This is a genomic window from Acinetobacter sp. YH01025 (assembly GCF_013420185.1).
GTDB classification, from domain to species: Bacteria; Pseudomonadota; Gammaproteobacteria; order Pseudomonadales; family Moraxellaceae; genus Acinetobacter; species Acinetobacter indicus.
Window position 1 is genome coordinate 90,024 of the sequence record NZ_VOYR01000005.1, and the last position, 14,517, is coordinate 104,540.

At 47.0% G+C, this 14,517-nt stretch carries 11 protein-coding genes and 1 tRNA gene; 1 reads left to right on the forward strand and 11 read right to left on the reverse strand.

What is annotated here, in order from left to right:
* Position 1 precedes the first annotated feature (1 nt).
* Entirely contained in the window at positions 2–877 is an 876-nt protein-coding gene (locus tag FTT89_RS07165; protein WP_163143093.1) for an alpha/beta fold hydrolase, read from the reverse strand.
* Positions 878–1,011: 134 nt separating this feature from the next.
* Between FTT89_RS07165 and FTT89_RS07170 the strand changes: the two genes are divergently transcribed.
* Entirely contained in the window at positions 1,012–1,494 is a 483-nt protein-coding gene (locus FTT89_RS07170) for a DUF4442 domain-containing protein (protein WP_168370321.1), read from the forward strand.
* Between the two features lie 55 nt (positions 1,495–1,549).
* Here FTT89_RS07170 and FTT89_RS07175 read toward each other — a convergent pair whose 3' ends face one another.
* From FTT89_RS07175 to FTT89_RS07220, 10 genes are all read right to left on the reverse strand, one after another.
* Positions 1,550–1,906, reverse strand: a complete 357-nt coding sequence (locus tag FTT89_RS07175; protein WP_005181692.1) for a hypothetical protein — start codon at positions 1,904–1,906, stop codon at positions 1,550–1,552.
* A 224-nt stretch (positions 1,907–2,130) separates the two neighbouring features.
* Positions 2,131–6,321: a DNA-directed RNA polymerase subunit beta' gene (gene rpoC / locus FTT89_RS07180; protein ID WP_005181690.1), complete on the reverse strand. Its 4,191-nt coding sequence runs from the start codon at positions 6,319–6,321 to the stop codon at positions 2,131–2,133.
* A 152-nt stretch (positions 6,322–6,473) separates the two neighbouring features.
* The gene (gene rpoB / locus FTT89_RS07185) at positions 6,474–10,562 is read right to left on the reverse strand and encodes a DNA-directed RNA polymerase subunit beta (RefSeq protein WP_160243601.1); all 4,089 of its coding nucleotides are present in this window, start codon (positions 10,560–10,562) and stop codon (positions 6,474–6,476) included.
* Positions 10,563–10,871: 309 nt separating this feature from the next.
* On the reverse strand, positions 10,872–11,243 hold the full coding sequence (rplL, locus tag FTT89_RS07190; protein ID WP_004774018.1) for a 50S ribosomal protein L7/L12: 372 nt from the start codon (positions 11,241–11,243) through the stop codon (positions 10,872–10,874).
* A gap of 48 nt (positions 11,244–11,291) precedes the next feature.
* Positions 11,292–11,798, reverse strand: coding sequence for a 50S ribosomal protein L10 (gene rplJ, locus FTT89_RS07195; RefSeq protein WP_005181686.1), 507 nt, complete (start codon positions 11,796–11,798; stop codon positions 11,292–11,294).
* A gap of 320 nt (positions 11,799–12,118) precedes the next feature.
* Entirely contained in the window at positions 12,119–12,814 is a 696-nt protein-coding gene (gene rplA, locus FTT89_RS07200) for a 50S ribosomal protein L1 (RefSeq protein WP_005181684.1), read from the reverse strand.
* 3 nt (positions 12,815–12,817) lie between these two features.
* Positions 12,818–13,246 carry a 50S ribosomal protein L11 gene (rplK, locus tag FTT89_RS07205; protein WP_004868049.1) on the reverse strand — a complete coding sequence of 143 codons (429 nt, stop codon included), beginning with the start codon at positions 13,244–13,246 and terminating at the stop codon, positions 12,818–12,820.
* A gap of 118 nt (positions 13,247–13,364) precedes the next feature.
* Entirely contained in the window at positions 13,365–13,898 is a 534-nt protein-coding gene (nusG, locus tag FTT89_RS07210) for a transcription termination/antitermination protein NusG (RefSeq protein ID WP_005181681.1), read from the reverse strand.
* A gap of 7 nt (positions 13,899–13,905) precedes the next feature.
* Positions 13,906–14,346, reverse strand: a complete 441-nt coding sequence (secE, locus tag FTT89_RS07215) for a preprotein translocase subunit SecE (protein WP_005181678.1) — start codon at positions 14,344–14,346, stop codon at positions 13,906–13,908.
* 72 nt (positions 14,347–14,418) lie between these two features.
* Positions 14,419–14,494 (reverse strand) — tRNA-Trp (locus tag FTT89_RS07220).
* Between the last annotated feature and the right edge of the window lie 23 nt (positions 14,495–14,517).

The following is a 14,517-nucleotide window of genomic DNA, read 5'->3' on the forward strand; positions in this document are numbered from 1 at the left end:
ATTAACTGCCTGATTTTGAAAATGCAAAATCCCGAAGATGTTGAGCAATCCGCTCCGGCTGGCTTAAAATTGCCCAGTGATTGGCCGCAATCTCCACTCGCTGGAAGTCTGCTGCCCAGTTCGGCACTTCATCAATCAGCTCCGGACTGACAAAGCGGTCTTCGGTCAGTACCACGGCCTGTACCGGACAAATCGCCACACGCTGACGTGGTTTGAGCAAACGTGGGATAAAATTGGCCCGATACAGATTGACGCCATATTGACCGTCTTGCTGGATATTCGGGTTTAAGGCCAGACCCGGGCTTTGCTCCAGCTGCTGTAGCATTTTGCCCCAGCGCTCTGCACTCATGTATTGCCACACCGTCGGTGCCAGTAAGGGCAATTGAAACACAGCGATATACCAGGACTTGCCCAGCTGTTTTAAGAATTTGGCCTTACCCTGCTGTAACTGCGCACGCATCCAGAATGCAGCATGATCCAGACAAGGCCCGGAAATGCTGCTGTAAGAGAGAATCCGCTGGCGAAACCGGGCATCGGTCACCGACTCCCAGGACTGAATTGAACCCCAATCATGCGCGGCCAAATGAAATGGCCGGTTGGGTAGCACCGCATCCACCACGGTCAGTAAATCTTCAGACAGGCGTGCCAGCCGATAATCATGAATATGCTTCGGAATGGAAGACTGACCGGCCCCACGCACATCATAGGTCACAATATAAAAATCCTGAATCAGCTGGGCAATAACAGCTTCCCAGACTTCCTGATTGTCGGGATAACCATGAACCAGTACCAGCGCCGGATTGTCCGGCTTGCCCCAGCTTTTGACATACAGGCGCTGCTGGTCTGAGGTATGAATCCACTGCGTATGAGCGTGCATGATGACATCCTGTTCTGTTTATGGGTGATTTCTTGTATTGGCTGTTTATTGGCAAGCGCAGTCAATCAAATCAATGCCACCTGCCGGTTTCTGTTCTAGTATGCAGATCAGTGCAATAAAAATAATTGACCCTTATGAGCCTTTTAAAAAAACTACAGACAATTCCGACCCTGTCCAAATTCCTGATCAATCGCTATGCCCCCTATCGCGGCGCCGGTATTGCGGTCGAGAAAATGGATCTGGCCAATTACCACATTCGTGTCAAAATGCCACTGACACGTAAAAACCAGAATATTGTCGGGGTACATTTTGGCGGTAGCCTGTATGCCATGGTCGATCCGTTTTATATGCTGCTGTTGATGCATCATCTTGGCTCAAAATATATTGTCTGGGATAAAGCCGCGACCATCCGCTTTTTAGCGCCCGGTCGCAGTATGGTCTATGCCGATATCCGTCTCAATGCCATGGAGGTCGCTACCATTCGGGAACTGGCCGAGAATTATGCACCGGTATATCGCAACTATCACCTGAATATTTTTGATGAAGCCGGCGTACGTATTGCCGAAGTGGAAAAGACGGTCTACATCCGCCGCAAAAAGCCGCATGCGGCCAGCTAAATAAAAAAGCGCTTATCTTTAAGCGCTTTTTTATGTGAGATCGTCTGCACCCGACTTAGCGGTTCTGCTCAATCGCGGCACCTGCACCGCCACCAATCGCACCACCAATCGCTGCACCAGTACTACCACCGAAGATGCTTTTACCTACCGCAGAACCAATTGCACCGCCGACGCCACTATAGGTCGCGTTACGGTTTGAACCATCCTGGGTTTTACTACCCACTGCTGCACCGGCACCACCACCAATGGCTGCACCTGCAGTACCGCCGACATTACCACCGACACCACCACCAATTGCACCACCTAAAGCAGCTGCACCAATACGCTGTTCATTTGGAGACATACTTTCACAGCCGGCCAGCATAAAGGTAGATAAGGTGGCGGCTGCCATAACACCGATAACTTTTTTCATGATCGCTCTTCCCCTGTTTTGGTCATAGCTTTAGCTTATTCGATATTGATGGGTCGAATCTGAGCAATATGTTACCAACTTGGTAACCAATAGAGGATTTATGTAAAAACACCCGCTTTGCAGCAGCAACCCGGCCCATCTAACGCCAAAGTACAGCGCGATACCCTTTTTTCAGGCATAAAAAAAGACGCCCGAAGGCGTCTCTTGGTTGTCATTTCACCAGCTTAGAATTCCTGGTTAAATGCCTGACTTAATGCTTGGTCTACATCAGAGAAGTCATTTTGCAGTTCAAATTCTGCAGCTTCTGCTTCCTGACGACGACGCTCTAAGTGGTAAGCCAAACCTGTACCCGCTGGGATCAGACGACCAACAACGACGTTTTCTTTCAGACCACGTAGATCATCTTCTTTACCGGTTACAGCCGCTTCAGTTAACACACGTGTGGTTTCCTGGAACGATGCAGCAGAGATGAACGAATCCGTCGACAGCGATGCTTTGGTAATACCCATCAACTGGCGATCAAACTTCGCTGGGAACTTGTTCTGTGCAAGTACAGCCTGGTTTTCTTGAACCACGCGGATGTAATCCACCTGTTCGCCTTTGATGAAGCTGGTATCACCACCGTCAGTGATTTCAACTTTACGCAGCATTTGACGTACGATGACTTCAATATGCTTGTCGTTGATTTTTACACCTTGCAGACGGTAAACGTCCTGAACTTCGTTCACGATGTAGTTGGTCAACGCCACTTCACCTTTCAGACGTAAGATGTCATGCGGGTTTTGTGGACCATCAGAAATGGTTTCACCACGGTTCACATGCTCACCTTCGAACACGTTAATAGTACGCCATTTCGGAATCAGCTCTTCGTAGATCTCTGAACCATCATCCGGGGTAATCACCAGACGGTTCTTACCTTTGGTCTCTTTACCGAAGCTCACGATACCTGACACTTCTGCCAAAATCGCATGCTCTTTTGGTTTACGTGCTTCGAACAAGTCAGCAACACGCGGCAGACCACCGGTAATATCACGGGTACGTGAAGATTCTTGTGGTACACGACCAATAACGTCACCGACACCAATGGTTTCGCCATCGCGAACCGAAAGAATAGTGTTTTGTGGCAGGAAGTAGAACTGTTCACCACCGTCCACGGTGTCTAACACAACAGCAGGACGTAAATCTTTACCTGACGCAGGACGTGAAGTCACTGGCAAGATTTCGATTGTGGTCATACCGGTTGCATCATCTGTTTTCGAGGTTACAGTGACACCATCAGCAATCTGGCTGAAACGTACTTTACCTGCAACTTCAGTTACCAGTGGATGGGTATGCGGATCCCAAGTCGCCACGATACCACCTGCTTCTACCGCTTCGCCATCTTTCAGCAAGATTGACGCACCGTAAGGCAGTTTATAGCGCTCGCGCTCACGACCTAAGTCATCTGCAATACCAATTTCACCTGAACGAGAGGTCGATACCAGGTGACCTTTGGCATGTTGTACAGTTTTCACGTTGTGGAAACGTACGGTACCTTTGTTACGCACTTGAACGCTGTTGGCAGCAGAAGTTCGGCTTGCCGCACCACCCACGTGGAAGGTACGCATGGTTAACTGTGTACCTGGCTCACCAATTGATTGAGCAGCCATTACACCCACAGATTCACCCGGGTTCACCAAGTGACCGCGTGCAAGGTCACGACCATAACATTTCGCACACACACCGAAGGTCGATTCACATGATACTACCGAACGTACTTTCACTTCGTCGACACCTTGCTCTTCCAGGAAGTTGGCAAGTTTTTCGTCAATTAAGGTGTTACGTGGCAGGATCACTTCATCTGAACCGGCTTTCTTCACGTCTTCAGCAACCACACGACCCAGTACTCGCGTACCCAGGTTCTCGATCACGTCACCGCCCTGAATGAATGGTGTCATCACCAGACCAGCCATGGTGCCACAATCTGGCTCAGTGATCACCAAGTCTTGCGCAACGTCAACCAGACGACGCGTCAGGTAACCCGAGTTCGCAGTTTTCAGTGCAGTATCGGCCAAACCTTTACGCGCACCGTGCGTTGAAATGAAGTACTGAAGTACCGTCAAACCTTCACGGAAGTTCGCCTTAATTGGTGTTTCAATGATCGAGCCATCCGGCTTCGCCATCAGACCACGCATACCTGCAAGCTGACGAATCTGAGCTGCCGAACCACGGGCACCAGAATCCGACATCATGTAGATCGAGTTGAATGATTTCTGCTTCTCGTCTTCACCCTGTTTGTTTTTCACAGTGGTGAAAGACAAGTTGTCCATCATCGCTTTCGCTACCTGGTCATTGGTACGTGCCCAGATATCGACGACTTTGTTATAACGTTCACCGGCCGTTACGAAACCTTGTTCGAACTGTTGTTCGATTTCACGAACTTCAGCTTCTGCCTTGTCAATGATCGCCTGTTTGCTTGGTGGAATAACCATATCTTCCATACCAACCGATACACCTGAACGCGTCGCTTGACGGAAGCCCAAGTACATTAATTGGTCAGCAAAGATGACCGTGTCTTTCAGACCCAGTTTACGGTAGCAAGAGTTGATTAACTTAGAGATGTTTTTCTTGGTCATCTCAACGTTAATTTGCTCGAAGCTCAAACCTTCTGGCACAACTTCCCACAGCAGGCAGCGACCTGGTGTGGTGTCTACAACAATAGTTTGTTGCTCACGCTCACCGTTGTCATTGATGACAGTTTGGTATACACGCGCTTTTACGCGAGCATGCAAATCAACCTGACCGGTTGCAAGGGCACGGTTAACTTCATGCGTATCTGCGAACACCATGCCTTCACCTTTGGCATTTACCGCATCACGGGTGATGTAGTAAAGACCCAAGACCACGTCCTGAGACGGTACGATGATTGGCTCACCGTTGGCTGGAGACAGAATGTTGTTGGTCGACATCATTAACGCACGCGCTTCTAATTGCGCTTCAAGTGTTAATGGTACGTGTACCGCCATCTGGTCACCGTCGAAGTCGGCGTTGAACGCAGCACAAACGAGCGGGTGCAGACGGATCGCTTTACCTTCAATCAGGATCGGTTCAAACGCTTGCAGACCCAAACGGTGAAGGGTTGGCGCACGGTTCAACATCACTGGATGCTGACGAATCACAGATGCAAGAACGTCCCAAACTTCTGGCGTCTCGCGCTCAACCATTTTCTTCGCAGCTTTAATGGTAGTGGCTTGACCAGACGCTTGCAGTTTCGCAAAGATGAACGGCTTGAACAGTTCCAGCGCCATTTTCTTCGGAAGACCACATTGGTGCAAACGTAAAGTAGGACCTACGGTAATCACCGAACGGCCTGAATAGTCAACACGTTTACCCAACAAGTTCTGACGGAAACGACCTTGCTTACCTTTGATCATATCGGCCAAAGATTTCAGCGGACGTTTGTTCGAACCGGTAATTGCACGACCACGACGACCGTTATCAAGCAATGCATCTACAGACTCTTGTAACATACGTTTTTCGTTACGTACGATGATGTCTGGCGCTGCAAGGTCAAGAAGACGCTTCAAACGGTTGTTACGGTTAATCACACGACGGTAAAGGTCGTTCAGGTCAGACGTTGCGAAACGGCCACCTTCAAGCGGAACCAGCGGACGAAGGTCTGGTGGAAGTACTGGCAGTACATTCATTACCATCCATTCTGGCTTGTTGTTCGACTCTTTGAACGCTTCCATCAATTTCAAACGCTTAGACGCTTTTTTCAGTTTCGTCTCAGAGGTTGTTTGTGGAATTTCTTCACGCAGGCGTGAGATTTCATTTTCAAGATCGATGTCTTTTAACAGGTCCTGAACTGCTTCTGCACCCATTTTCGCTGTGAATTCATCACCGTGCTCTTCCAACGCATTGAAGTATTCTTCATCGTTCAGAAGCTGGTATTTCTCAAATGGAGTCATACCTGGGTCAGTCACTACATAAGATTCGAAATACAGAACACGTTCGATATCACGTAAGGTCATGTCTAATAACAGACCGATACGGCTCGGCAGTGATTTTAAGAACCAGATGTGTGCTACTGGAGAAGCAAGCTCAATGTGACCCATACGTTCACGACGAACTTTTGCAGTTGTTACTTCAACGCCACATTTTTCACAGATGACGCCTTTGTATTTCATACGCTTGTATTTACCACACAAGCATTCGTAATCTTTGACTGGACCAAAGATTTTGGCACAGAACAAACCGTCACGTTCTGGTTTGAAGGTACGGTAGTTAATGGTTTCAGGCTTTTTAACTTCACCATGAGACCACGACTTAATCATTTCTGGTGACGCAAGACCAATACGGATGCGGTCAAACTCTACAGGAGCATGACCGTCTGAGTCCGTCTTTTTGCGCATGATATCGAGCAAGTCTTTCAATTTTTTTCTCCGTGTGCCGGTAAGATTTTCACTTTCCGACTGGGTCACAAATATTGTTTTTTAACTGAATTTTAATCTCCCTCAGTCCCCCTTTGTTAAGGGGGAAGCCCCTCTTTTATAAAGAGGGGTTTGGGGAGATTTAATGGAGATTCTTAGTCACCATTTTTCAGTTCAATGTTGATACCTAAAGAACGGATCTCTTTGGTCAATACGTTGAACGATTCAGGCATGCCCGGATCCATATAATGGTTGCCATCTACAATATTCTTATAGATGCGGGTACGGCCTTCAACGTCATCCGACTTCACAGTGAGCATTTCTTGAAGCGTATAAGCTGCACCGTATGCTTCCAGTGCCCAGACTTCCATCTCACCGAAACGCTGACCACCGAATTGTGCCTTACCACCCAGCGGCTGCTGTGTTACTAATGAGTAAGAACCAGTTGAACGCGCATGCATCTTGTCATCAACCAAGTGGTTCAGTTTCAGCATGTACATGTAACCAACAGTGACAGGACGGTCGAAACGCTCACCCGTACGGCCATCATACAATACGGTTTGACCGGTACGTGACAGACCCGCAAGTTCAAGCAAGTCTTTGATCTGACCTTCTTCAGCACCGTCAAATACAGGTGTTGCCAATGGAACACCAGCACGCAGGTTGCCAGAAAGCGCCAAGATTTCATCATCCGTCAGGCTGTCAAGATCTTCTTGCTCGCCGCCCACCTTGTTGTAAATCTTGTCCAAGAATTCACGCAGTTCAAGAATGGTGCGCTGTTCTTTCAGCATCTTGTCGATCTGATCACCCAGACCTTTGGCTGCCATACCTAAGTGCGTTTCTAGAATCTGACCCACGTTCATACGCGATGGTACACCAAGCGGGTTCAGTACCACGTCTACCGGCACACCGTTGGCATCGTGTGGCATGTCTTCAACCGGCAGAATGTTGGATACAACACCCTTGTTACCGTGACGACCCGCCATCTTATCACCTGGCTGGATACGACGTTTCACCGCAAGGTAAACCTTAACCACTTTCAGTACGCCAGTGGTCAGTTCATCACCTGTAGACAGTTTGCGTTTCTTCTCGGCGAATTTCTCGTCAATTTCAAAGCTCTTCTCTTTCAAGAAGGTTTGAATTTGCGTTAAACGTTCCGCAATCGCTTCGTCACTTGGCTGGATTTCAAGCAGATCAACCAGTTCAAGACCAGACAGCATATCTTCAGACAGTTTGTCGCCACGTTTGGTGCCGCCACCGCCATTTGATTCCTGACCTTTTAACAGACGGACAATACGTTCACGTGCTGCTTCTTCGAAGATTTTGTATTCTTCTTTCAAGTCTTTACGGTATGCATCAAGCTGCGCTTTCTCAATCGCCAGTGCACGTTCGTCTTTTTCCAGACCATCACGGGTAAAGACTTGAACGTCGATGACTGTACCTTTTGTGCCCGATGGAACACGTAAAGAGGAGTCTTTCACATCCGCTGCTTTTTCACCGAAGATGGCACGAAGCAGTTTTTCTTCAGGCGTCAACTGAGTTTCACCTTTTGGTGTTACTTTACCCACCAGGATGTCACCGGCAGTCACTTCTGCACCGATGTAAACGATACCTGATTCGTCCAGTTTAGACAGCGCAGCTTCACCGACGTTTGGAATATCAGCCGTGATTTCTTCAGCACCCAGTTTGGTATCACGTGCAACACATGACAGTTCCTGAATGTGAATCGACGTTAAACGGTCTTCTTGAAGCACACGCTCAGAAAGCAAGATCGAGTCTTCGTAGTTGTAACCATTCCAGGTCATGAACGCCACGCGCATGTTTTGACCCAGGGCCAGTTCACCGCCATCTGTCGATGGACCATCCGCCAGGATGTCACCACGTGCAACTTTATCGCCTAAACGTACCACAACGTTCTGGTTGATACAGGTGTTCTGGTTTGAACGCGTGTATTTGATTAGGTTGTAGATATCTACACCTGCTTCACCCGCGATCATTTCATCTTCATTCACGCGAATTACGATACGTGATGCATCAACAAACTCGATCACACCACCACGGCCTGCAACCACACACACACCTGAGTCACGTGCCACGTTGGCTTCCATACCGGTACCAACCAGCGGTTTGTCCGCGATTAGTGTAGGTACGGCCTGACGTTGCATGTTGGAACCCATCAATGCACGGTTGGCGTCATCGTGTTCAAGGAATGGAATCAGTGATGCTGCAACAGAAACCACCTGCTGAGCAGATACGTCCATATGGGTCACTTTTTCAGGTGACATACGTACGAATTCACCGTGGTGACGTACAGAAACGAATTCTTCAGTCAGGTTACCGTCCTGATCTACAACCGAGTCGGCCTGTGCAATCACGGTACCCACTTCTTCAATCGCAGACAGATATTCAACTTCGTCTGTTACACGACCATCAACCACTTTACGGTATGGCGTTTCCAGGAAACCGAAGCTGTTGGCTTTCGCGTAAACAGATAGCGAGTTGATCAAACCAATGTTTGGACCTTCAGGCGTTTCAATTGGACATACACGACCATAGTGAGTCTGGTGTACGTCACGCACTTCGAAGCCTGCACGTTCACGGGTCAAACCACCAGGACCAAGCGCCGATACACGACGTTTGTGGGTGATTTCAGACAATGGGTTGTTCTGGTCCATAAACTGAGACAACTGGCTCGAACCAAAGAATTCTTTGATTGCAGCCGCCACTGGCTTCGCATTGATCAGATCTTGCGGAGACAGGTTGTCAGTTTCAGCTTGTGATAGACGCTCTTTTACAGCACGCTCAACACGTACCAGACCCACACGGAACTGGTTCTCGGTCATCTCGCCCACTGAACGAACACGACGGTTACCCAAGTGGTCGATATCGTCGACTTCACCTTTACCGTTACGGATTTCAACCAATGTTTTCAGTACATCCGTGATGTCTTCGTTCGACAGGATGCCTTCAACTTCGCGCGACTTCTGGTCAGTACCCACTTCATAAGGACGACCCAGACGACGGTTGAACTTCATACGGCCGACTGGTGACAGGTCATAACGCTCAGAAGAGAAGAACAGGTTGTTAAACAGGTTCTCAGCTGCTTCTTTAGTTGGTGGCTCGCCTGGACGCATGACTTTGTAGATTTCAACCAGTGCTTCTTCACGACCTGTAGTCGTATCGGCACGTAGCGTATCTGCAATGAATGAACCGCGGTCGATGTCGTTGGTGAACAGGGTATTGAACTGCTTCACGCCGCCTTCAGCCAGCTTCACCATCACTTCATGGCTTAACAGTGTGTTGGCCGGAATCACATCGCCATCTTTCAGCACGATGTCTTCGGCAGTAATGCGCTCATACAGGTATTCATCCGGCACTGACAGTTTGGTCAGACCAGAGGCTTCCATTTGACGAACATGACGTGCGTTGATACGCTTACCTTGTTCAACAATGACTTTACCATCGGCATCAGTGATATCGAATTGTGCCATTTCGCCACGCAGACGTTCTGGAATCAAGTCGATCTGATAGCTACCCATATCCAGGTAAACAGGAACTTTTTCGTAGAACAGGTCAAGAATCTGTTCGTTGTTATAGTTCAGGGCACGCAGAACCACAGTCGCCAGTAATTTACGACGACGGTCGATACGTACATAGACTAAATCTTTGGCATCAAATTCAAAGTCTAACCATGAACCACGGTAAGGAATAATACGCGCTGAATACAGCACTTTACCGCTTGAGTGAGTCTTACCTTTGTCATGGTCAAAGAATACGCCTGGTGAACGGTGTAATTGCGATACGATTACACGCTCGGTACCGTTGATCACAAAAGTACCGTTATCCGTCATCAATGGCATTTCGCCCATATAGACTTCTTGTTCACGTACGTCTTTGATTGATTTCGTTTCACGATCTTTCAAGATCAAACGAATTTTAACGCGCATTGGTGCCGCATAAGTTGAGCCGCGAAGAATACATTCGCGCACATCAAACTCTGGTTTACCAAGACTATACTCAACAAATTCTAAAGCAGCATTGCCAGAATAACTTTCTATAGGAAAAACTGAACGAAATGCGGCTTGGAGACCGATATCTTCGCGGTTTTTTGGAGATTTGCCATCTTGCAAGAAAGTACGGTACGAGTCGACTTGAATCGCCAACAGGTACGGTGCTTCCATGACTTGGGGCAATTTACCAAAATTCTTACGGATCCGTTTCTTTTCGGTATATGAGTATGCCATCTGGAGTCCTCGGAAAGTAAACCAAGCCCGCCTGCAGAACGGGCTCAGAAGGAATTACGCAGGCCGATATGGCCACCACTCTTTACAAATGCTGCAATTTTTAGTGGTATTAAAACGCTTAACAATATTTTTTAACATTGAAAAATATTGGTAAGCGTTTGATTGTTATCTTTATTTTTAATTTGTATGAAATTTATATCATGCAAACAAAAATCGAGCCGATTATTGTAACGCAAAAAGGCTGATGACCCAAGAGCCATCAGCCATTTTTTGGAGTCGATTATAAAAAAATCGACTCCGCTTAAGCTATTACTTAAGTGTAACTGTAGCACCAGCTTCTTCAAGTTTCTTCTTAAGCTCTTCGCCTTCTTCTTTAGAAACGCCTTCTTTAAGTACTGCTGGAGCACCTTCAACCATGTCTTTCGCTTCTTTAAGACCAAGGCCAGTCGCTTCACGAACTGCTTTAATTACTGCAACTTTGTTTGCACCGAAAGAAGTCAACTCAACGTTGAATTCAGTTTGCTCTTCAGCAGCAGCAGCGCCAGCGCCTGGAGCAGCAGCAACTGCAACAGCAGCAGCAGATACGTTGAATTTCTCTTCGAAAGCAGAGATCAGTTCAACAAGTTCAAGAACAGTTTTTTCAGCAACTGCGTTTAAAATTTCTTCGTTAGTTAAAGCCATGAGAATAACTCCAAATGGAAATTGAATGGTGTGTAAATTGATTTAAGCTTAAGCTGCTTCTGACTCGTTTTTCTCTTTGAGTGCTGTAATAAGGCGACCCAATTTCGAAATAGGAGCTTGAAGAACGTTTGCAAGCATAGTAAGCGCTTTTTCTTGGTTCGGAAGATTTGCAATCACGCTAACTTCAGCACCTTCATAAACCTTGCCGTCAAATGCAGCAGCTTTAAGTTCAAATGCTTTGTTTGTTTTAGCGAAATCTTCGAACAAGCGTGCAGCTGCACCCATGTCGTCTTCAGAAGTCGAGAAAGCTAAGATTGTTGGACCAACAAGAGTTGCATTCAAGATATCGAATTGAGTACCTTCGAATGCACGCTTAGCCAAAGTATTACGCACGATACGAGTCGTAACACCAAGCTTACGCGCTTCAACACGTAAAGCAGTTAATTGCTCAACGGTTAAACCTTGATAGTCAGCAACAACAGCAGAGAACGCGCGAGAAGCAACTTCGTTTACTTCTGCTACGATCTGTTTTTTGTCTTCGATAAGAAGAGCCATTGTAAAACCTCCTAACGGTGATTTATGTACCCACAAGGGATACACTCCCAATTCGTGAATTCATCACTGAACTCACACGCGGAGGAGGAATAAATCACACCACCGCGTCTACGCAGGCTGGGATTTTAAGAGAAGAGCATAAAACTCCCCTCGCCTGAGGTCTTTGACGCTGATAAATTCTCATTTACCAATTCAAAGTCCGCCTGAATGTCCCCTCTCCTTTCAGGAGAGGGCTAGGGAGAGGTTTAACCCTCATCCCAACCTTCTCCCAGAGGGAGAAGGAGACCTTTCAGGACTTTAAAATTCTGTCTAAGTTAAACTTAGTTAGAAACGTTGTTTACATCAACAGTCAGACCAGGACCCATAGTTGAGCTTAGAGTGATCTTTTTGATGTATACACCTTTAGAAGTCGCAGGTTTTGCTTTCTTCAGGTCAGCTACAAGAGCTTCAACGTTTTGACGAACAGCTTCAGCAGTGAAACCTACTTGACCGATCGCAGCGTGGATGATACCCGCTTTGTCTACACGGTAACGTGCTTGACCAGCTTTTGCATTTTTAACTGCAGTTGCTACGTCAGGAGTAACCGTACCCACTTTAGGGTTTGGCATTAAGCCACGTGGACCAAGGATTGTACCTAATTTACCTACAACGCGCATTGCATCTGGAGCAGCAATTACTACGTCAAAGTCAAGGTTACCCGCTTGGATGCTTTCAGCCAGGTCATCAAAACCAACTACGTCCGCGCCTTCAGCTTTAGCAGCTTCAGCAGCAGCGCCTTGAGCAAACACAGCTACACGTACAGTTTTACCTGTACCTGCAGGAAGTGTAGTCGCGCCACGAACAACCTGGTCAGATTTACGAGGGTCAACACCTAGGTTTACAGATACATCCAAAGATTCTTTGAATTTAGCTGCAGGAAGGCTGTTAAGAACTTGTACTGCTTCTTCCAAAGTATAAACTTTGTTTGCTTCTACAGCAGCAGCAATGGCTTTTTGACGTTTAGTTAACTTTGCCATGTCTTATAGCTCCACTTCCAAGCCCATAGAACGTGCAGAACCAGCGATGGTACGTACACGCGCGTCTAAGTCAGCACCAGTTAAGTCTGGTTCTTTCGTAGTCGCGATCTCTTCTAACTGAGCACGAGTCAACTTACCAACTTTAGTTTTGTTTGGTACAGCTGAACCCTTCTGGATACCAGCAGCTTTCTTAAGCAGAATAGCAGCAGGTGGAGTTTTCATGATGAATGTGAACGACTTGTCGTTGTACACAGTGATCACTACTGGAATTGGAAGACCAGCTTCAACTTTTTGTGTCGCAGCATTGAATTCTTTACAGAATGCCATGATGTTAACACCACGTTGACCCAGTGCAGGACCAATTGGTGGAGATGGATTTGCTTTACCAGCTGGAACTTGCAGCTTGATATAGCCGTCAATCTTCTTAGCCATTTTCAATTACCTCTGGGTACAAACGCCGCTAGGCTCCCCAATGATTTCTAAGTAACGATACCGTTACAACAACAATGCCCGATCCATAACAAATCGGGCGTTTTCAACCAGCAGTGAATTAAACTGATTTTTCGACTTGGCGAAATTCCAGCTCAACCTGTGTTGGTCGATTGAATACATTAATCGTCAACGTTAAACGCGACTTGTCGTAAAGGACTTCTTCCACCACGCCTTTAAAGTCGGTGAATGGACCGTCAATTACCAGTAATTCTTCGCCTGGTTCAAACATCGTCTTCGGACGAGGTGCTTCACCAGTATTGCGTACACGTGCAAGAATCGCATCAGCTTCACGCTGCGTAATTGGCGCAGGTTTTTCCGGTGTACCACCAATAAAACCTAATACTTTTGGACATTCTTTTACAATGTGCCAAGTATCATCATTCATTTCCATTTCGACTAGCACATAGCCCGGAAAGAATTTACGCTCAGATTTACGTTTCTTGCCATCCTTCATTTCTACCACTTCTTCGGTAGGAACCAGGACTTCACCAAAGCTATCGGCAACAGCGCTACGCTGGATTCGATCATTAAGCGAACGCATCACTTGTTTTTCATAACCAGAATAGGCATGAATAATGTACCAACGTTTCATAGCTCTCTTACCCGATAATAAATTTAATTGCCCAACCTAAAACGTAGTCAAAACACCACAATAAAATGGATGCTACAACTACAACTGCAAGTACGTGCCAAGATGTGGTCACTGTCTCTTGCTTGGTTGGCCAAGTCACTCGACGCAGCTCGATTCGTGAATCTTTCAATAAACGAACAAAGCCTTTGCCTTGATGGGTGGCGTATAATAAACCTAAAGCCACTACGATACAAGCCAAAATTACCCCAACGCGCACCCAAATATCATTTGCCGGTGCCCAGTACGCTGGTAGATGCTGATTCACCATGGTTGCCGCAATGAATAAAATCAAGGCGATAATCCACAACACGTAGTCTAATGGAGAACCCGAATTTACAACTTCAGCAGGATTATTTCTTTGAGGAATTGGCGCTTCGCTTAATGCGTCACGCGATTTATCATTCGACATTTTTGTACTCGTCGTAGGATTCGCGACTTATTATATGACCAGTTTTGCCAGCATCAAGCTTTTTTTGAAAAATGGCAGGCCAGGAGGGACTCGAACCCCCAACATTCGGTTTTGGAGACCGACGCTCTACCAATTGAACTACTGGCCTGTAGAACAAGCCGAAATCCGCAA

What these genes read in the sequence shown, in the direction of transcription:
- rplK (WP_004868049.1), bottom strand. Translation starts at nt 13,246, where the DNA reads ATGGCTAAGAAGATTGACGGCTATATCAAGCTGCAAGTTCCAGCTGGT.
- rpoB (WP_160243601.1), bottom strand. Translation starts at nt 10,562, where the DNA reads ATGGCATACTCATATACCGAAAAGAAACGGATCCGTAAGAATTTTGGT.
- secE (WP_005181678.1), bottom strand. Translation starts at nt 14,346, where the DNA reads ATGTCGAATGATAAATCGCGTGACGCATTAAGCGAAGCGCCAATTCCT.
- rplJ (WP_005181686.1), bottom strand. Translation starts at nt 11,798, where the DNA reads ATGGCTCTTCTTATCGAAGACAAAAAACAGATCGTAGCAGAAGTAAAC.
- FTT89_RS07175 (WP_005181692.1), bottom strand. Translation starts at nt 1,906, where the DNA reads ATGAAAAAAGTTATCGGTGTTATGGCAGCCGCCACCTTATCTACCTTT.
- FTT89_RS07165 (WP_163143093.1), bottom strand. Translation starts at nt 877, where the DNA reads ATGCACGCTCATACGCAGTGGATTCATACCTCAGACCAGCAGCGCCTG.
- nusG (WP_005181681.1), bottom strand. Translation starts at nt 13,898, where the DNA reads ATGAAACGTTGGTACATTATTCATGCCTATTCTGGTTATGAAAAACAA.
- rplA (WP_005181684.1), bottom strand. Translation starts at nt 12,814, where the DNA reads ATGGCAAAGTTAACTAAACGTCAAAAAGCCATTGCTGCTGCTGTAGAA.
- FTT89_RS07170 (WP_168370321.1), top strand. Translation starts at nt 1,012, where the DNA reads ATGAGCCTTTTAAAAAAACTACAGACAATTCCGACCCTGTCCAAATTC.
- rplL (WP_004774018.1), bottom strand. Translation starts at nt 11,243, where the DNA reads ATGGCTTTAACTAACGAAGAAATTTTAAACGCAGTTGCTGAAAAAACT.